Annotated in this window: 14 protein-coding genes; 9 read left to right on the plus strand and 5 right to left on the minus strand. The window is 33.2% G+C overall.

Annotation, left to right across the window (positions count from 1 at the left end):
• Nucleotides 1–136: 136 nt before the first annotated feature.
• The 7 genes from ADHAQ_RS0113375 to ADHAQ_RS0113405 all read left to right on the plus strand — a co-directional run bounded on the left by ADHAQ_RS0113375 (nucleotide 137) and on the right by ADHAQ_RS0113405 (nucleotide 9,018).
• A complete protein-coding gene (locus tag ADHAQ_RS0113375; RefSeq protein WP_026463364.1) occupies nucleotides 137–1,438 on the plus strand; it encodes a UDP-N-acetylglucosamine 1-carboxyvinyltransferase in 1,302 nt (433 codons plus the stop codon).
• The gene (locus ADHAQ_RS0113380) at nucleotides 1,410–2,741 is read left to right on the plus strand and encodes an oligosaccharide flippase family protein (protein WP_245590614.1); all 1,332 of its coding nucleotides are present in this window, start codon (nucleotides 1,410–1,412) and stop codon (nucleotides 2,739–2,741) included. The genes ADHAQ_RS0113375 and ADHAQ_RS0113380 overlap by 29 nt, the downstream gene beginning before the upstream one ends.
• Nucleotides 2,738–3,595, plus strand: a complete 858-nt coding sequence (gene murB / locus ADHAQ_RS0113385; RefSeq protein ID WP_026463366.1) for a UDP-N-acetylmuramate dehydrogenase — start codon at nucleotides 2,738–2,740, stop codon at nucleotides 3,593–3,595. Before ADHAQ_RS0113380 ends, murB begins: the two co-directional genes overlap by 4 nt.
• Nucleotides 3,596–3,614: 19 nt before the next feature.
• The gene (locus tag ADHAQ_RS0113390) at nucleotides 3,615–5,963 is read left to right on the plus strand and encodes an O-antigen ligase family protein (RefSeq protein WP_026463367.1); all 2,349 of its coding nucleotides are present in this window, start codon (nucleotides 3,615–3,617) and stop codon (nucleotides 5,961–5,963) included.
• On the plus strand, nucleotides 5,963–6,448 hold the full coding sequence (locus tag ADHAQ_RS28880) for a serine O-acetyltransferase (RefSeq protein ID WP_026463368.1): 486 nt from the start codon (nucleotides 5,963–5,965) through the stop codon (nucleotides 6,446–6,448). Before ADHAQ_RS0113390 ends, ADHAQ_RS28880 begins: the two co-directional genes overlap by 1 nt.
• Nucleotides 6,449–6,636: 188 nt before the next feature.
• Nucleotides 6,637–7,734: a glycosyltransferase family 4 protein gene (locus tag ADHAQ_RS0113400; RefSeq protein ID WP_026463369.1), complete on the plus strand. Its 1,098-nt coding sequence runs from the start codon at nucleotides 6,637–6,639 to the stop codon at nucleotides 7,732–7,734.
• A 483-nt stretch (nucleotides 7,735–8,217) separates the two neighbouring features.
• Entirely contained in the window at nucleotides 8,218–9,018 is an 801-nt protein-coding gene (locus ADHAQ_RS0113405; protein WP_245590615.1) for a WecB/TagA/CpsF family glycosyltransferase, read from the plus strand.
• A 382-nt stretch (nucleotides 9,019–9,400) separates the two neighbouring features.
• Here the strand turns inward: ADHAQ_RS0113405 and ADHAQ_RS25660 are convergent, their stop codons facing one another.
• The 4 genes from ADHAQ_RS25660 to ADHAQ_RS25665 all read right to left on the minus strand — a co-directional run bounded on the left by ADHAQ_RS25660 (nucleotide 9,401) and on the right by ADHAQ_RS25665 (nucleotide 14,660).
• Entirely contained in the window at nucleotides 9,401–10,897 is a 1,497-nt protein-coding gene (locus tag ADHAQ_RS25660) for a capsule assembly Wzi family protein (RefSeq protein WP_034256812.1), read from the minus strand.
• 475 nt (nucleotides 10,898–11,372) lie between these two features.
• A complete protein-coding gene (fcl, locus tag ADHAQ_RS0113415) occupies nucleotides 11,373–12,314 on the minus strand; it encodes a GDP-L-fucose synthase (RefSeq protein WP_026463371.1) in 942 nt (313 codons plus the stop codon).
• Between the two features lie 17 nt (nucleotides 12,315–12,331).
• Nucleotides 12,332–13,444 carry a GDP-mannose 4,6-dehydratase gene (gene gmd, locus ADHAQ_RS0113420; RefSeq protein ID WP_026463372.1) on the minus strand — a complete coding sequence of 371 codons (1,113 nt, stop codon included), beginning with the start codon at nucleotides 13,442–13,444 and terminating at the stop codon, nucleotides 12,332–12,334.
• A 472-nt stretch (nucleotides 13,445–13,916) separates the two neighbouring features.
• Complete coding sequence (locus tag ADHAQ_RS25665) at nucleotides 13,917–14,660, minus strand: DUF4184 family protein (RefSeq protein ID WP_071781113.1); 744 nt, start codon at nucleotides 14,658–14,660, stop codon at nucleotides 13,917–13,919.
• A gap of 356 nt (nucleotides 14,661–15,016) precedes the next feature.
• On the opposite strand from ADHAQ_RS25665, the gene ADHAQ_RS0113430 reads away from it, so the two are divergent.
• A complete protein-coding gene (locus ADHAQ_RS0113430; RefSeq protein WP_026463373.1) occupies nucleotides 15,017–16,096 on the plus strand; it encodes a mannose-1-phosphate guanylyltransferase in 1,080 nt (359 codons plus the stop codon).
• A 588-nt stretch (nucleotides 16,097–16,684) separates the two neighbouring features.
• Nucleotides 16,685–17,545, plus strand: coding sequence for a glucose-1-phosphate thymidylyltransferase RfbA (gene rfbA, locus ADHAQ_RS0113435; protein ID WP_026463374.1), 861 nt, complete (start codon nucleotides 16,685–16,687; stop codon nucleotides 17,543–17,545).
• 187 nt (nucleotides 17,546–17,732) lie between these two features.
• Here rfbA and ADHAQ_RS0113440 read toward each other — a convergent pair whose 3' ends face one another.
• Entirely contained in the window at nucleotides 17,733–18,284 is a 552-nt protein-coding gene (locus tag ADHAQ_RS0113440) for a cupin domain-containing protein (protein WP_026463375.1), read from the minus strand.
• Nucleotides 18,285–18,379: the final 95 nt, after the last annotated feature.

Consider the following 18,379-nt stretch of genomic DNA (forward strand, 5'->3'; position numbering starts at 1 on the left):
TATTTTCTAAAAAGTTAAGCTTTATTCTGCTCTAGAATAGCAGTGGAAGTATTAAATTTAACATATTAACTTAATAAAACACGGGGTTTATTAAAAACTCCCAAACAAAAATAAATTCTAAATTCAATTATCAAGCATGAAAAGTAACTTACTTGCAAGAATCAAAGGAGGCCAGGTACCTGAAGGTACTGTTAGAGTAAGCGGAGCAAAGAATGCGGCAACCCGGCTTTTAGCCGCGTCACTAATAGCTGATGAACCTGTAAAGCTCGAGAATTTTCCAACAGAATTAGTAGATGCCCGGTACAAAGTAGATTTCATTAATAAAAGTGGCGGCAAAGTTTTAATTAACGAAGAAGAACAATTCTTAAATATAGATGCTACTGGTTATTCCGATACATTACTGCTAAACTATGATTACCCAATCCGTACCACCTACTTATTAGTAGCAGGGTTAATTAAACGTTCTGGAGTCGCCCGTATTCCCTACCCAGGTGGTTGTAAGATTGGCAGCAGAGGCTATGACCTGCATATAATGGTTTGGGAAAAGCTTGGCGCAAAAGTAACTGAAACACCTGATTATATTGAGGTATCTGCTCCCAATGGATTCCAACCCGGTGAAATAAACTTTCCTATATCAACAATTGGAGGAACTGAAAACGCCTTAATTTCTGCAGCAATAGTAAAAGGAGAAACAACTATCAAAAATGCTTATATCTCACCTGAGGTAGAAAGTTTAATAGATTTCCTTAGAACCCTCGGTGCTAAAATAGATGTAGTTGGAAATAGCTTTGTAAGGGTTATTGGTAGCGATTACTTACGGGGCTCCATCTATAGAGTGATGCCAGACCGGATTGAAGCCCTAACCTGGATGGTTTACGGCATTATTTCCGGTGGCAAAATAGTAGTTGAAGATGTTCCTTTTTCAACTATGGAAATCCCCTTAATCCATTTACAAGAAGCAGGTATCGACTTTTACAGAAATACCAGAAATGTAATTGTTTCTCCTGATTCTCTTATAAATGGTAACATCCAGCCATTCGAATTAGCTTGTGGCACCCACCCCGGAGTAATTTCAGATATGCAGCCTTTTTATGTATTATTAGGTCTACACGGAGATGGAATCAGCCGAGTTTATGATTACCGGTACCCAGAAAGGATGAAATATTGCGAAGAATTAAGCAAATTTTACCCTGGTGGCTTAGAATGGACTAAAGGTGCTATTACCACCCATGGAGGTGTTAAACTACAGGCTGCTTCCGCCCAATCAACAGATCTTAGAGGTAGCATGGCTTTAGTGATGGCAGCATTATTGGCAGAAGGAGAATCAGAAATTTATAATGTTGAAATGGCTTTAAGAGGATATAATAACCTGCAACAAAAACTTAAAGGTTTAGGCATTTCAATTGAAATTGAAGAGCAAGAAGTTGTTAATGCATAAGTTTATAAAAGATTTGCTAAGTGTAATGCTTAGCAAAGCAGGGATAATATTGTTTAGCTTAGGCCGGGCAATAATAACAGCCAGGTGGTTAGGACCTGAATTAAATGGGACCATAACCGCTTTGGCTGTATATCCAGCCCTTTTTATGACTATAGGCTCGTTAGGAGTTAGCCAAGCTACTACGTTTTATATAGGAAAAGGAACCTTTAACATAGAATCCATAAAAAGAGGTATTGCCCAGTTATGGCTTTTTTCAACAATTTTTAGTTTTATAGTATGCTTCGTTCTTATAAAAGAGTTTAGTAGCGCTGGAAATAATATAATTCTTATATTACTTGCAACGTTACCTATTCCTTTTAATCTTTTTAACACCTACAATTCTGGTTTATTTTTGGGTCAAAATAAAATAAGCAGCTACAACAAAATAAACTGGCTACCCGCATTTTTTATATTTATTTTTTCAGTTCTTTTAATAATAGTATTTAAATATAGCATTTATGGAGCCCTGATGGCGGCTGTTGCCGGTCCATTATTTATGGCTAGCTACCTTTTTTTAAAAAATGACTTTATAAAATCATTTTCTTTAAAAATTGAATATAAGGTAATCAAATCATTGGCTTCATTAGGCGTAGTATATGCTATTTCTTTATTAATTATCAATTTAAATTACAAAGCCGATGTAGTTTTACTTGATAAATTATCTACGCCTTACCAATTAGGGATATATTCAAAAGGAGTAGCTCTTATAGAATATCTTTGGGAAATACCCATGCTTTTTAGTACTATAATATTTGCCAGAAGTGCGGTTTCAAAAGATGGAGAGGCTTTTTCAAAAAAAGTCGGGCACTTATTAAGGTTGTCCATAATAGCCATAGGTAGTATTTCCATTATTTTGATGTTACTATCTAAATTTATAATTCAGCTATTATTTGGTGAAGCATTCTTACCAAGTGCTCAAGTGTTAACTTTATTACTGCCTGGTGTTCTCTTATTAACCATATTCAAAGTTCTAAATATGGATTTAGCAGGAAAAGGAAAACCATGGGTTTCCATGAAGGCCATGGTTCCTGCCCTTATTTTAAACCTTGTTCTTAACTTCTTATTCATACCTAAATATGGGGCTAATGGGTCTGCGCTTTCGTCTACAATAAGTTATGCCATGGCTGCCTTATTATTCCTTTACTTTTACGCTAAAGAAGTTAAGGTAAGGGTTAGTGACATATTATATTATAGTAATAGTGATTTTGATATTATCAAACAATTTATTATTTCTGGCAAACAGAAAATACAGAAGTCTTTATGAAAGTTTTTAAAAATTTTGACTTAACAAATTATAATTCTTATAAAATTAAAGCTATTTGTGCAAGAGCTTTTTTCCCGGATACAGAAGAAGATATACGAGAAATATACCAAGGCAAAACTAATAATTTAATATTAATTGGTAGTGGCCATAATATAATCTTATCCAAAGAATATTACGAAGAAGACTTTATTATTTTTTCTGGAAACTTTGAAAGTATTATTTTCCTTGATGATACCACTTTTACAGTTGAAGCAGGAGCTACCTTATTACAGTTAAGCGAAATGGCTTATGAAAAAAGCTTATCAGGGTTAGAAATGTTTTATGACATACCTAGTTCTGTGGGGGGAGCCGTTGTAATGAATGCCGGCGCTGGAGGTGAAGAAATCAAAGACCTTCTGGTAAAAGTAAGATATTATAATCCTCATAACAATACGTTTAACGAAATTACAAAAGAAGAAATAAATTTTGAGTACCGGAACAGTTTTTTTCAGCGGAATCCTGGAATGATCATTACTAATGCTACCTTAAGATTGGAACCTAAGGATAAAGCACTAATTCGCCAGAAGATGGATTCTATAAAAGAGGCACGTTGCGCAAAACAACCTAAAGATTTTCCTAATGCAGGAAGTGTTTTTAAAAGACCGCCCGGGAAATTTGTAGGTCCTATGATTGATGAATTAGGATTGAAAGGTTATAGTATTGGAGGAGCTAAAGTTTCTGAGAAGCATAGTGGATTTATAATAAACTTTAATAATGCTAAAGGAGCAGATATACTAAACTTAATAGAGCAGGTTAAGGAAAAAGTTCTTGTAAAGTTTCAAATTGAATTAGAAGTAGAACAAAGAATCATTTAAGTTTTTTAATAAAATTCAAGTGAAAATACTTTATGCAATATATGGTTTTAAAGAAAGTATAGGTGGGCATTTCCAAAGCCTAGTTACAATTGCTGATGCAATAAAATCTGCTGGAGTTGAAGTAGAGGTGTTATGCATAGGAGAAAATAATAGTCCTATTATAACAAGAACGTCACTTTACTACCACTATATAGAAAGCTATAAACCAGAAAAAGTTATTATTAAACAAATTGAAAACCTGTTACTGAGTAATGAATATGACTGCATTCATTGTTTTGATGAATTATCTTATTATTATTTAAGAAAAAGAACTCATAAAGTATTAGTTACTAAATGTGGAGGCGAAAATCCAAAATTTTACCCATATTCAAAATATTTATGCCTTTTCTCCCAGGAAAACCTAGACCATTTTAAAAGTAACAAAAAATTTTCTACAAGTAATATTTGGTTAATTCCTAATAGAATTAAATCATTCCAACAGAATTATTTAGCTATAAAAGAGTTGAGAGCAAAATATTCAATAAAAGAGGAAGAAGAGGTTCTATTAAAAATTACTAGAATATCCTCGTTTTATGAAAAATCTATAGTTCAAACTATAAAATTATTTCAAGAATTATCTAAAGAGAGAAAAAACATCAAGCTATTAATTATTGGGTTCATTCAAGAAGAAACTTTTTTTAGAAAATTAAATTCTTTAACTAAAGGGATTGACAATATTATATTTATTTCAGATAAAAAATATACATCTAATCCTAAAGAATTGATAGATATATGCACAGTCTACATTGGTAGCGGAAGAAGCCTAATGGAGGCTTCATTTATGGGTAAAATATTAGCAGGCCACACAGCTTCACATAGTTTTCCTATTTTATTAAATGAGCTAAATCTGACAAACTTTTTAGAAAAGAATTTCTCAGAAAGAGTGATTGATAATTCTGACGATAAAGAAAGATTAACTCAATTTAAAAAAATATTGAATAATGCACCTTTACAAGAACAAAAGAGAGAATTTTCGAGACGGATATGTAAAGATTATTTTGATGTAGAAAAAGTTGTATATAAATATATAGATATTTACAAAGAAATTTCATTCACCAAACCTTATTCACTTCCCCTGTTAGAAAAAATAAAATTTGAGATTTATTTTAAATATAAATTGGTCAATAGCATTTTGTATGTCCAACCCATAACAATGGGCTCAATAAAAATATCAGCATTAACAAACGGATCTTTTATTGTTTTTAGCATTTTATACTTACTTAAGAAAAATAGTTTTAAAATAACTAAAATTGGAAAAACTAGTATAGCATCAGCTTTAAAAACCTTTTTTTCGACGGGGACCTATTATAGCTTTTCAACTGTACTAATAGATACATTAAGGTCGTTAATATTTCCATTAACTTATATAGTTGCCTTAAATAGGTTTGATAAAAAGCAAATTATAAATTTTTTAATCTTTTTTTCTTTTGTAATAATTTCCTCTTCTTCTTTCTTTTTATTAGGCATTCTTGAACCGATAAATACAGGGTATAATCTTTCTATTTTTGGGGAAGATTCTTCCGGTTTTATAGGAATGTTTGAAAATTCACATAGCGCAAGCGTTACCCTTAGTTTATGCTTATTATGCCTTATTTATTTTCTTTTAGTAAACAAAGAACCTATATACATAAATAAAAATTTTAGAAGGGTATTACTTTTAACAATTTTGTTTGGGTTATATGTTATTTATAAAACCTATATTAGAACGGGCTATCTTACCTTAATTGTTGGACTTCTTGTTTTTTATATAAAAACCTTTAGGATCAAAAACATATTACCTTCAATTATTCTCGCAATCTTCTCATTTAGCATATTTTTTTATTTATATAATAAGGATGAGACTTTAAAAGCAAGGTTACTAGATTCACAAGAATACTCCTCTGGTGATGCTACTAAAGATTTAGGATCTGGTAGAATCTTATTTCAAATTGCCTCGATAGATATATGGATTAATGCAAGTTTTGAAGAAAAAGTATTAGGACTAGGCTTAGATCCCTACATGGAGAAAATGGAGAAACTAGTTGGCCTCAGAATTTATGCACATAATGGTTTCATGACCTATTTCCTTAAAGATGGAGTAATCGGGTTAATTCTTTATGTTTTATTTATCTACAGTTTAATTATCCAATCAATAAGATCAAAATCTCCAGTTAAATTACTTCCTTTAGCCGTAAGTTTTTCCTATTTGTTTTACCAAATGGTTCAAGGAGGTGTAATTTCTTCAATAATGGAAGTGCTTTTAGCATTAATATACATTCTTCTACAAGAAGATAATCCAAAATTAAATTTTAATTTTAACAAAAAGATTTTAATTGAAAATCATAAATAATGAACCTTATTCAGGAAATAATAAAACTAAGAGGAAATACTAAGGGCGCATTTTTTATATTAATCTTTAGAATTAGCTCATTCTTTACAAAAAACTCCTTTTTTAAGATAATAGGATTACCAATAAGAATCTTTTACAAATTTTTTGTTCAATGGCTACTTTGTATCGATATACCAGATACAGTGAAATTAGGCAGAGGTTTCAATTTATTTCATGGACAAAGTACAGTTATACACCAAGATTCTGTTATAGGTAGGAATGTAACTTTAAGGCATAATACCACAATAGGTAATGGAAAATCAGAAAAAGATGTTCCTTGTATTGGGAATAATGTTCAAATAGGTGCTAATGTTGTAATTATAGGAAAAATCAATATTGGAGATAATGCTATAATAGGTGCTGGCTCGGTTGTTATTAAAGATGTTCCTTCTTTTTCAGTTGTAGCAGGAAACCCTGCCAGGGTTGTTAAAAATTTAAAAATTTAATTAATAAAATATGTAAATCATTAATAACCAATAGCGGAATTAATTAATGTTTTTACAAAAAATATTAATTATACTTTTTTAAAATTAAAATTAACAAATCTCCATTTATAATAATCTTGTAAAATAATTAAATTTTAATACAAAACTATTAATTTAATTAGCAAAGGGCATTTTAACAAATAAACTGCATGTCGGTTAACCAAAAATCATCTTTAAAAATTTTAATTACTTCACCAAGCTTAGAAATTACTGAAAATGTTAGTGGAATTTCATCAGTAGTAAACACTATAATTAAAAATAATTCTCAAGTAACATACATCCACCTTTTATCAGGTAAGAAAGATAATGAGGGAAATACGCTTAAAAGGTTTACTAATGTATTTGATAGCTACAGGATACTTTACAAACATATACAAACTAACAATTTTGATATTCTACATCTTAATCTTCCATTAAATACAAAATCTATATTACGGGAGTTTGTAGTCTTCTTACTATGCTATTTTAAAAAAAAACCAATACTAACTCATTTACATGGAGGCAGGTACTTAATTGAAAAGGCCCCTTACATACTGAATAAAATAATTAAATTTATATTAAAAAATTCGAAGATTGTTTTAGCTTTAAGTGAATTAGAAAAAGAAACTGTTAAAAAGGAATATAATATAAACTCTGTTAAGGTTTTAAAGAATACAATTAATTTTCCTGAAAACATAAATAGGCCTACGATAAATAACAAAGTTGTAAATATCCTTTTTTTAGGTCGGCTTCATGAATCAAAAGGTTTAGAAGTGATTATTAATGCAATAAAGATTCTTAATATAAATGGGTATAACACCAAGTTTAAATTAAACATATGTGGTAAAGGGCCTCTTGAAGAATTTATATTTTCAGAAGAAAAAGAAATCGAAAATATTAAATTTCATGGAATAGTTGGGGGTAAAGCCAAAATAGAAATTTTATCTACCTGTGATATTTTTTTACTTCCCTCTTTACATGGAGAGGGTTTACCTGTTGCACTTCTTGAGGCTATGGCCTATGGCTTAGTTCCAATTGTTACCACAGATGGATCAATGGGATATTTAATTGAAAATGGTAAGAATGGTTTAATCGTTGAAAAAAGCAATCCTATAGATTTAGCAGAGAAAATAAAAACTTTAATTTTTAATGAAAACTTTTGTTTACTTCTATCAAATAATGCAAGGGATTATGTAAAAAATAATTTCGATATAACTAACTATATCAACAACCTTAATATTTTTTACAAAATAGCTAAACCAACTTAGACCTTAAAATATTTATATAAAGAGCCTAATTAAAGAAACTCTACAGCAATTATAAATTTAATTATCAAGGGCTTCTATTTATAAAAAATTTATTTTAGTTAAATAAAAAACATTAACATTAAAAAAGGTGACTGCATCGGTAATAGAACTTCTATAAGTGGAAAATGTTTTTTTCAATATAATAATCAAAAACTAAAATTAACATTTTTGATTATTTGACAGATATAGTTCATTATTGCAAGAACGTTTTATTTAAAAAAGCTGTTTTATTTAAGATTGACTTTAAAAACTAATCAATTTCTTTTTATAATATTTCAGATTAATGATGGCTATTATAATTAATTCTTAATCTAATTTATTATAATATACTTTAACAAAATCTTTTCTTCCTATTTTTTTATAATTATGCTCTTACAAATGAAGGCATTTGCAAGACGAATTGGAATTTATTAAATTGCTATAATTAAAATTATTTTTCCTCAAATGGTTACAAAAGTTATGGGTTCAAAGAATAATATTGAACTTTTAGGGTTTAAAATTTTTAATGATAAATTGGAAAATTTAAAAATTCGCTCTAAACTATTAATCAACACTATAAACCAATATTCATATATAGTTGCGGAAAAGGATCACAATTTTAAACAAGCATTATTAAATTCTGATATATTATTACCTGATGGTGTCGGCATTGTTGCCGCATCTAAGCTATTAACAGGAGATAAGATAACAAAGATAGCAGGAGCCGATATTCACCAGTATCTTTTAAGAGAACTTAATAAAGTAGGTGGAAGTTGTATGTATTTAGGTTCCACAGAACAAACATTAACGAAAATAAAGGAAAGGCTTGCTATTGAGTACCCTTCGGTAAAGATGACGTATTACTCTCCCCCTTATAAGCCTGAATTTTCAAATGAGGATAATGCTATAATGATTGAAGTGGTTAATAATATTAAGCCAGATGTTCTATTTGTGGGTATGACGGCACCTAAGCAAGAAAAATGGTCTTATCTCCATAAAGAGAAACTTGACACAAAAATAATCTGTTCTATTGGTGCAGTATTTGATTTTTATGCTGGCACAGTAAATAGACCAAGCAATTTTTGGATTAATTTTGGGTTAGAGTGGTTAGGCCGACTGGTAAAGGAACCAAAAAGAATGTGGAAGCGGTATTTATATTATGGTCCTGTATTTGGTTGGATTTTGCTAAAAGAGAAACAGAAACAAGTAAATTCTTCTATAAAAAGGAATAAATTTAAACAACGTGCTTATCCAATTTCCAAATAATTATTAATTAATTTTATTATAAACTTTTTTCATACTTATCTTTTCTAAAATTTAGTTTAAATTGTGGTAAACAGGTTAAGACCAAGGAAATTATAATATTTTTTCAATCAGTTGTAATTTTAAAATTAATCATTTTTTAAAAACTTCAAGATTACTAAAAATTGTACCAATTAAATGAAAAGAAGAGAATTTAAAAGTAATTAGCACCCTACCGTAATACTGTGGTTAGGCGTTGGCTAAGCCTTTATTATTTTTCTTCTTTCTGAAAATGGTACTTTATTAATAAATTAAGTAAGGGGCTAAAAAAACATTCCAGCTCACAGATGTTACTTTTAACCTACAAGTTCCTCTTAGATAATTTTATAAACCAAATTTCTTTGTTTTACCATTTTTTCGAAAACTTTACAATTAAACCTCCTGTATCATACAGAAGCTTTCCAGAATCAAAAGCTGTAAGAAAAGATATACTATAACCTCTGGTTAAATCTCTACTTCCTTCTAAATAAGCTGAAAATTGGTTAACTTCTGGAAAAATTCCATTTTGAGGAGGAAACCTTAATTTGCCCCTAGAACGACCAGAAATACTTGTTCCAAAAGTGCCATAATTTTTTGAATAAGAACTTTTGGCTACAAATCTCCATGCCTTAACTTGTCCTTGTAAACCTACATGAAATGCAAGCACCCGGTTATTATTAAAATAATCTACAGGATCTGAAGGCAAATTTTTTCTGGTTGAAGCCTTTGTACTTAAAAAAGGAGTTCCTATACCTAAACCTTTATATGACCAACCAGTTGAATAAAAATAGTTATTATAATAATCTTCATCACCTGAAGGGGTAATCTTTGACCATGTCTCTCCTGCCTGATTTTTAGTATATAGAAGTTCTAATACTACCTTCCGCCATTGTACAATTTTATCCGAATTTTTCTTATTTATTAGACTAATTCCATTTAACCCATCCATGATGTTAGCAAGATAATATAATGCACCCACATCGTAAAAACTTTGTCTGTAAGCAAAAACCTTTATATCCTGCATATCATACTCCAACCCTAAATCAATGGAGCCTAATTGATTACCAAGTTTGGATCTCTCTATATAACGCGCTCCATCCTCAGCTCCATATGCTTTCCCTGTAATTACGTAAAAGTAAGCCTGCAAGGGAGTAAGATTAAAATGACCTGGAGCGTAAATTCTTCTATAATCACCCCAAAATACTTGATGATTAAAACCCCCATAAATCCTTATTTTCCATTCGTTCCGACCAAACTTCCCATACAAAGATTTTTGGTGAAAATAGACGTAATCCTGATCTACCCTTTTGGTAGATCCTATATTGTAGATACCTAAAGGAAGCTGCCCAACCCAACCATGGGCGAAGTTACCTTTAAAAGCAAACATTCCTTTAAAAATAGGCAAAGTATAAAATCCAGGAATTGCCAGCTGAACTTTTGGAATTCCCAAGGCATTACCAGAAATTGCAAAGGCTCCAGATGATAGGGTGGTATCTACTAAACCCATTATTTCCTTTGCACGGCCAGCCTTTAATTCAAATATACCTAAACGTGCCTTTCCATAACCTTCTACTAGTAAAAATTGTGAAGTTTTTCCTACATTGACTCTTCCCTCATAACCTACTCCCCAATCAAATAATTTAGTTTGGGTACTATCATAATCTTTACGCAATCGGCTGATAAAACTTACAGATGGGCCGGAAAGGGGAACGCTACCAAATTGGTTTGATCTTAACCAAAATGGAACCTGACCTGAAGTAGTAACAATTCCCTGGCCTTCTAAACCATAATGTACATTTCGAATTTGACCAAACCCAGAAATAAAACTTAAAGAAAATAATAGAATAAAGTAAAATTTTGGCATATAATAGAATAAGAAAAATAGGGGCTTTAATGGAATAACCTATTGAATAAATAAATTTTCACAACTAGTAGCATTAAACTTTTAGAAGTAGTATATGCTTTGATACCTTTTAGTTTGAAAGGAATATCTAATTGTAATTATAAATAAGGCTTTATTAAATTAATTTCCTAGTAAAAACCAATTAAAAATCCAAATATATATATTAATGTAAAATTAAGGAAAAATTTATATAAATTACTTAAATGCAGTATTTTAATACTAAGGAAGTTATTATTCTATGAATTTTTAATACCAATTTATCTCAATAAAATAATAGAAAGACTGACGCTGAAAACTATCATCTTTATTTTTTTCTTTAAAATTAAGTTACTTTTTTTTATGTGACACGAAAAAGCCACCCCTGCTACTTTTATGTGCAAGAGTGGCTTTTCTAGAAATATAATAAAGCTTATTAGGCTATATTATTAAACAGAAGTTAAGCAATAATTGCCCATTCAGCTTCTTTTACTTTTTCATAAACGCCTCTAATTCCTTCTTCTAAACCAATATTAGCTTTCCAACCAAAAGAATTCAGCTTAGACACATCCATCAATTTACGCGGCGTTCCATCAGGTTTAGCAGTATCAAACACTAGTTCGCCTTCAAAACCTACAATAGCTTTCACCAGATAAGCTAAATCCTTGATGGATATATCTTCACCTACACCAATGTTTACCAATCCAGGCTCATTATAAGTCTGCATCAAATAAAAACAAGCATCTGCTAAATCATCGGCATGTAAAAACTCCCGTTTCGGCGAACCTGTTCCCCAAATAGTTACCTGTTCTTCTCCCCTGGCCTTTGCTTCGTGCATCTTCCGGATTAATGCTGGTAACACATGTGAGTTTTGCAGGTCGTAGTTATCATTAGGCCCATAAAGGTTCGTTGGCATTACCGAAATAAAGTTACAACCATACTGATCCCGATAAGCATCACACAACTTAATACCGGCAATTTTGGCAATGGCATATGGTTCATTAGTTTGCTCCAAAGGCCCCGTCAACAAATATTCCTCCTTTAAAGGTTGCGGAGCTAGCTTTGGATAAATACAGGAAGAACCTAAGAACATCAGCTTCTGAACACCCTGCAAATAAGCCGCATGAATCACATTGCTTTGGATCATGAGGTTATCATACAGGAACTCGCCGCGGTAGGTATTATTAGCTACAATACCGCCTACTTTAGCAGCCGCTAAAAATACATAATCCGGTTTTTCTTCCTGAAAAAACTCATTTACCTGTTGCTGGTTCCGTAAATCAAGCTCTTTAGAAACCCGGGTAATAATATTGGTATAGCCGTCCTGCTCTAATCGCCGGATAATAGCAGAACCGACCATCCCCCGATGGCCGGCTACATATATTTTATCTTCTTTATTCATTTATTATAAGTGAATGCCTATTCAAATTGGTTCTTCACCCGATAACCTTGCTCCAATAACATTTTCTCTTTCTGAAAATGCTCTACGTCCGCGTCCATCATGTCTTTTACCAGGGCAGGCAAATCGTATTTTGGCTCCCAACCTAACTGGGTTTTCGATTTAGTAGGGTCACCAATTAACAATTCTACTTCAGTAGGGCGGAAATAACGTGGATCTACGGCTACCACTTCAGTACCCACTTCCAGTTGGAAGTCTGGGTTAGAGCAGGACATTACCACGCCTTTCTCTTCTACCCCAATGCCACTAAAGGCTAACTCAATACCTACTTCCGAGAAAGCCATTTTTACAAAATCTCTAACGGTAGTAGTAATACCGGTAGCAATTACATAGTCTTCCGCAACATCCTGCTGCAAGATTAAATACATAGCTTCTATATAATCTTTGGCATGTCCCCAGTCGCGTTTAGCATCCAGGTTACCTAAATACAATTTATCCTGCATCCCTAGCGCAATCTTAGCGGCGCCCCGGGTAATTTTACGGGTAACAAAGGTTTCGCCTCTTAAAGGTGATTCGTGGTTGAACAAGATACCGTTGCAGGCATACATATCGTACGCTTCGCGGTAGTTTACAGTGATCCAGTAGCCGTATAATTTAGCAACCGCATATGGCGAGCGTGGATAAAAAGGAGTTGTTTCAGACTGTGGTACTGCCTGTACTAAACCGTACAATTCAGATGTAGATGCCTGGTAAATACGGGTCTTTTTGGTTAAACCTAAGATACGAACCGCTTCTAAAATCCGCAATGTACCAATACCATCCGCATTAGCCGTATACTCAGGTGTATCGAAGCTCACTTTCACATGGCTCATAGCCCCCAGGTTATAAATTTCGTCGGGCTGTACTTGCTGAATAATCCGGATAATATTGGTAGAGTCACTTAAATCACCGTAGTGCAGGTGGAACCGTACATCTTCTTCGTGCGGATCCTGGTACAGGTGGTCAATCCGATCAGTATTAAACAAAGAACTTCTCCGCTTGATACCATGTACTTCATATCCTTTCTTTAATAGAAACTCTGCTAAATAGGCACCATCCTGCCCTGTAATTCCCGTGATTAAAGCTTTCTTCATGTTATATATTTGTATTTTTTCCTTATTTATTCCACGCTGGAGCGGAAAAGTGAAATTGTAAAAATTTAAACTTTAAAGATAATGTCTATTAAAAAAGTTCCTTTTAGTTTGATTTACAAAATTATAAAAAAAAATATTGTTGCAAAGCCAAGTTAAAAACATTAACAATTTTTTAAAAAAAACATTAAAACATTACAATTAAAACAATTATTAATTCTACTCAATCAGTTATAGCCTTTGTTATTTTAATATTTTTTATAAAAAAATTCGTGTTTTTCCCCGATTTTATTATAAAAAACATCATAATATGATACCTATAAAAGGTATCTTTTTTCGATTATTAACTAAATCATTTACCAGTTCCGTCTTTATTTATATATACCCTAATAAATTTTTGTAAATGGTTTGTGAAAATCCAATAAGTCATGCATCTGACGAAGGAAATTTATAGGCAAATAGATATATCTTTAAATCAACTCCTTAAAATTGTAACTTTAACGAAACAAGAAACTAGTAATAAACTTAAAAGAACAGCCGCTATAGTTGTACTGATTAAATCATAAAAATAAAGCTGTGGTTCTAGTTTATATTGAAGCCTTACCCAAATAATAACCAGAACAAGCACGCCAAAAAACAACCAGAAACCATTAAAATTATACTCCGCTCTTATACCTGCTTCATGTTTAGGTAAACGTATTACTAAAAAGAAAAATATTAAAATGGCCACCAAGGAGATTACCCGATCCAGAATGCCAAATATAGCATATGTTTGCTCTTTCCACAGCAAGCGCGTGGAAAGAGCAGGAACTAGTTGCACAACTTTACCATAAGGATGCGTACAGCTATCTAATGCAAAATGGGATATAACTCCTATTAGTATAGAGAAAATAATAATCGGATAATTTTCTCTAAATGCTTTATTCCAATTAAGACCATTAAAAGCTACTAAGCGCTTTCTTAAGCTTAGCGGTAAGTTATCTACTAAAGGCTCTCTAACAATATTATGAAAGAGGAAGGCTAACAAAATACCTAAGGGCAAATTAAAGTAAAAAATAGCGGGCCAGGTATGGCTAAAAGAATCATAAATCCGCATCCGGATAAATTTTTCAAAATCCGGCACCAAACTTCCTACGACTAAGCCCGTTACAGATCGAAACCTTTTAGGCAAGTAGCAGAACGGTAAAATCGCAATTGGATGGGAAAACGTGAATGGCATTGGTTAATTTATCTATCCGTATAATTACAAAACACCTCTGGTAAATTTATTTACCTTTTAGCATTGGTTTCTTCTACTTTTAATAAATAAAGGTTATCAGGCAGCATTAGAAAACTCCAATTTCAAAATCATTTTTCTATTTTACTATCTACTATATTGCTCAAATTACATAGAATATATTCAATATTAGCACTAATGATTAAAATTTTTTAAACAAATTTAAGGAAGTTTAGATATTTTTTTTAATCTTTGTCAAAGAACATTAATTGGTTAATATTAAATAAGTTAAAATTTAACTACACGCAGTTAGTTTAAATCTTCCTCAGAAACCCGTCTATTTCTTTATATCTACCTTCATGAACAATAATACTTATGTCCTGATTATGGCTGGTGGCGTTGGCAGCCGGTTTTGGCCTAAGAGCCGTAATAACTTTCCGAAACAATTTATAGATATACTCGGCATTGGAAAATCCTTGCTGCAGTTAACGTACGAGCGCTTTCTGAAACTTTGCCCGGCCACTAATATCTTTATTGTTACTAACGGCCAATACAGCCAGATTATTCAGGAGCAGTTAACCGGCATAGCGGTTGATAATATTATTTGTGAACCTTCCCGTAACAATACGGCTCCTTGTATTGCTTATGCTTCTTTTAAAGTAGCTAACTTAAACCCGGAGGCAAATATTGTGGTAGCGCCTTCTGATCATTTTATTCTTTACGAGGAGGTATTTATTCAGAAGCTGCAGCAAGCCCTGCAATTTAGTCAACAAAATGAGGCCCTGGTAACCTTGGGCATAACCCCTACCCGTCCGGATACCGGTTATGGTTACATTAATTTTGATAAAGCAGGTACAGAAGGGGTTCACAAGGTAATTCGGTTTACCGAAAAACCATCCCTGGACAAAGCCCAGGAGTTTTTAGCCAGCGGCGATTACCTGTGGAATGCCGGTATCTTTATCTGGAAAGTAAGTACGGTATTGAAAGCCTTAGAAGAAAATAGCCCGGAAATTTACCAACTTTTCCAAAAAGGCAATTCCGTATACAACACGCCCGAAGAGGAAGTATTTATTCGGGAGTATTACCCGCAATCGCCTAATATATCGGTGGATTATGCCATTATGGAAAAAGCCGATAATATTTATACCGTACCAGCAGATTTTGGCTGGTCGGATTTAGGCACCTGGGCTTCTTTATACGATGCCGCGGACAAGAATGAAGCGAACAATGTAATTGCCGGTCAGAAAATTAAGTTATACGATACTACCGACTGCGTCATTCATCTGCCGCAAAATAAGGCCGCTGTAATAAAAGGCTTGCAAAACTTTATTGTGGTGGATGATGGTTCCGTATTGCTGATCTATCCGAAAGATAATGAGCAGGAAATAAAAAGTGTTTCGCAGGAAGTAATTGCGGAATATGGCAGTGATTTTTCCTAGTCTAAAAAATTAATTGCATAATTATCAAAAAGGGTCAGAACTAATCAAGCGGTTCTGACCCTTTTTAATTTTATGTTATGAAAAATTGACTCTATACCAACACTAACAGTCTCCTAATAATATATTTACAACTTGCTTTTTACCGTTCTGCCTGACCAATACACGGACAACAATAAAGATTTGTTAATATTTAATCTATATTACCGCTATATAAGCTATAACCAAAAGCGTCGGGTGTAATCTAAGAAATTAAAATAACTGCATTTTAATTAATATTATTTTAAAACTTAAAACCTCTTACAAAGCCAATCTATCATTAACCTTTTATCAGGATCAGGTTTTCTACCATATTTATTTCTTTGCGTATAAATCAAAATTCTTACTTTAGCCAATTCTATAGAAGAAATTTGCTTTTAGGAAAAACCAATACTTTTAGAGCAAATAAATTTGATTTTGTTTTATTAAACACCTTATACCTATATAAGAAACTCGCCCAATCAAGGAACATCAAGCTATTAATTGGCATGTTTTAACGCTCAAAATATCATGAGCAAGGGCGATTATAAGAAAGTTAACACTCCCTAAACTATGAAAGGAATTATTCTTGCCGGAGGCTCCGGCACCAGGCTGCACCCATTAACCTTAGCGGTTAGCAAACAACTAATGCCCGTTTATGATAAACCGATGATTTATTACCCGCTCTCAACGCTGATGCTGGCGGGTATCCGGGAAATTCTGATTATTTCAACGCCCCACGACTTGCCCCTGTTTGAGCGGCTTCTGGGCGATGGCAGTAGCATTGGCTGCAGTTTCAGTTATGCAGTTCAGGAAGAACCCAATGGTTTAGCCCAGGCTTTTATAATAGGCGCTGACTTTATTGGGAAAGAAAAAGTAGCCCTGGTTCTGGGTGATAATATCTTTTATGGCTCTGGTATGAGCAAACTGCTGCAGGCGAATAATGATCCGGATGGAGGGGTTGTTTATGCTTATCACGTACTGGATCCGGAACGATACGGGGTAGTAGATTTTGATGAAAACATGAACGCGCTATCTATTGAAGAAAAGCCTGCTCAACCTAAATCTAATTTTGCGGTGCCCGGCCTTTACTTCTATGATAATGATGTTCTGGAAATAGCCCGAAACCTAAAACCTAGTCCACGGGGCGAATACGAAATCACGGATGTGAATAAAGAATACCTACGCCGCGGCAAACTGAAAGTAGGTATACTGGACCGGGGCACGGCCTGGCTGGACACCGGCACCATTCAATCTTTGATGCAGGCTGCTACCTTCGTGCAGGTAATAGAAGAGCGCCAGGGATTAAAAATCGGTTCTATTGAGGAGGTGGCTTACCGCATGGGCTTTATAGATGCCGAACAGCTTAGAAAAGTGGCCGAACCCTTACGAAAAAGCGGGTACGGCACCTATTTGCTCAATATATTAAAATAAAGCAAAGCTGTAAAACTTCACTATTCAGAGAAACTAGTTGCTTTTTATACGAAGACGTGATTCTTCCTTTATTGTACCAACAGCTTATCATAAAACAGAGCAGACGTTTTAATCTAACGCCTGCCCTGTAATGTTAAAAAAGCTATGAAAACAGTATGATCTGTAAGGCAAAATCCCTGCCAGTTCTTCATAAGTTATGCCTAGCATACTTTTTTAAAAGCTTTTCTTCTAAACCTGCTTTTCGGGCGCCAAAAGCCACTAACTCAATTACCGGCTTTGTCAACCGTAACACTCCTACCCCATGGGTATCGCCTAGGGAGGTTATAAGCGCTGCATAAAACCAATTTTTAGGAATTCCTTTTTCCGTGGTTAATCCATCGGAAGCTAAACCGTACAAAATTTTAATAAACTTTTCGAACCCAATACTGGCCGGTCTCAACTCAGTCAGGAAAGTAATTGGGTGCGCACCGGGGTTATAAAAGCGGTGGACGAGCTTAGGCAGAACGGTAAAAGCTTCTCCGGGTTTCAGCAATCTTGTTTGATTACCTAACTGGACACCTAAATTTCCGGTTACAGGGGTAAAGGTTTCGGCATAGGTAAGGTGGTAATGTAAAGGATTACCACCTCCCGGAGCCAGTTCTACTTCCAGCAATGTGTATTCCCCATTTGTTTCAGCGGCCGTTTTCAGAAAGGTAACTTTATCCTTTACATTAGGATTTTTAAAAATACGCTGATTCATATATTTATTCTCATTCACTCTAGCAGTTTACCCTGTGAGTTGGGTGATAAGTTATTTTTGGGATACCTTAATTTTATTTACGCACTAATTGCAAA

It is taken from the genome of Adhaeribacter aquaticus DSM 16391, from assembly GCF_000473365.1.
GTDB classification, from domain to species: Bacteria; Bacteroidota; Bacteroidia; order Cytophagales; family Hymenobacteraceae; genus Adhaeribacter; species Adhaeribacter aquaticus.

What these genes read in the sequence shown, in the direction of transcription:
- ADHAQ_RS0113405 (WP_245590615.1), top strand. Translation starts at nt 8,218, where the DNA reads ATGGTTACAAAAGTTATGGGTTCAAAGAATAATATTGAACTTTTAGGG.
- ADHAQ_RS25660 (WP_034256812.1), bottom strand. Translation starts at nt 10,897, where the DNA reads ATGCCAAAATTTTACTTTATTCTATTATTTTCTTTAAGTTTTATTTCT.
- ADHAQ_RS28880 (WP_026463368.1), top strand. Translation starts at nt 5,963, where the DNA reads ATGAACCTTATTCAGGAAATAATAAAACTAAGAGGAAATACTAAGGGC.
- gmd (WP_026463372.1), bottom strand. Translation starts at nt 13,444, where the DNA reads ATGAAGAAAGCTTTAATCACGGGAATTACAGGGCAGGATGGTGCCTAT.
- ADHAQ_RS0113375 (WP_026463364.1), top strand. Translation starts at nt 137, where the DNA reads ATGAAAAGTAACTTACTTGCAAGAATCAAAGGAGGCCAGGTACCTGAA.
- ADHAQ_RS25665 (WP_071781113.1), bottom strand. Translation starts at nt 14,660, where the DNA reads ATGCCATTCACGTTTTCCCATCCAATTGCGATTTTACCGTTCTGCTAC.
- ADHAQ_RS0113440 (WP_026463375.1), bottom strand. Translation starts at nt 18,284, where the DNA reads ATGAATCAGCGTATTTTTAAAAATCCTAATGTAAAGGATAAAGTTACC.
- rfbA (WP_026463374.1), top strand. Translation starts at nt 16,685, where the DNA reads ATGAAAGGAATTATTCTTGCCGGAGGCTCCGGCACCAGGCTGCACCCA.
- ADHAQ_RS0113430 (WP_026463373.1), top strand. Translation starts at nt 15,017, where the DNA reads ATGAACAATAATACTTATGTCCTGATTATGGCTGGTGGCGTTGGCAGC.
- murB (WP_026463366.1), top strand. Translation starts at nt 2,738, where the DNA reads ATGAAAGTTTTTAAAAATTTTGACTTAACAAATTATAATTCTTATAAA.
- ADHAQ_RS0113400 (WP_026463369.1), top strand. Translation starts at nt 6,637, where the DNA reads ATGTCGGTTAACCAAAAATCATCTTTAAAAATTTTAATTACTTCACCA.
- fcl (WP_026463371.1), bottom strand. Translation starts at nt 12,314, where the DNA reads ATGAATAAAGAAGATAAAATATATGTAGCCGGCCATCGGGGGATGGTC.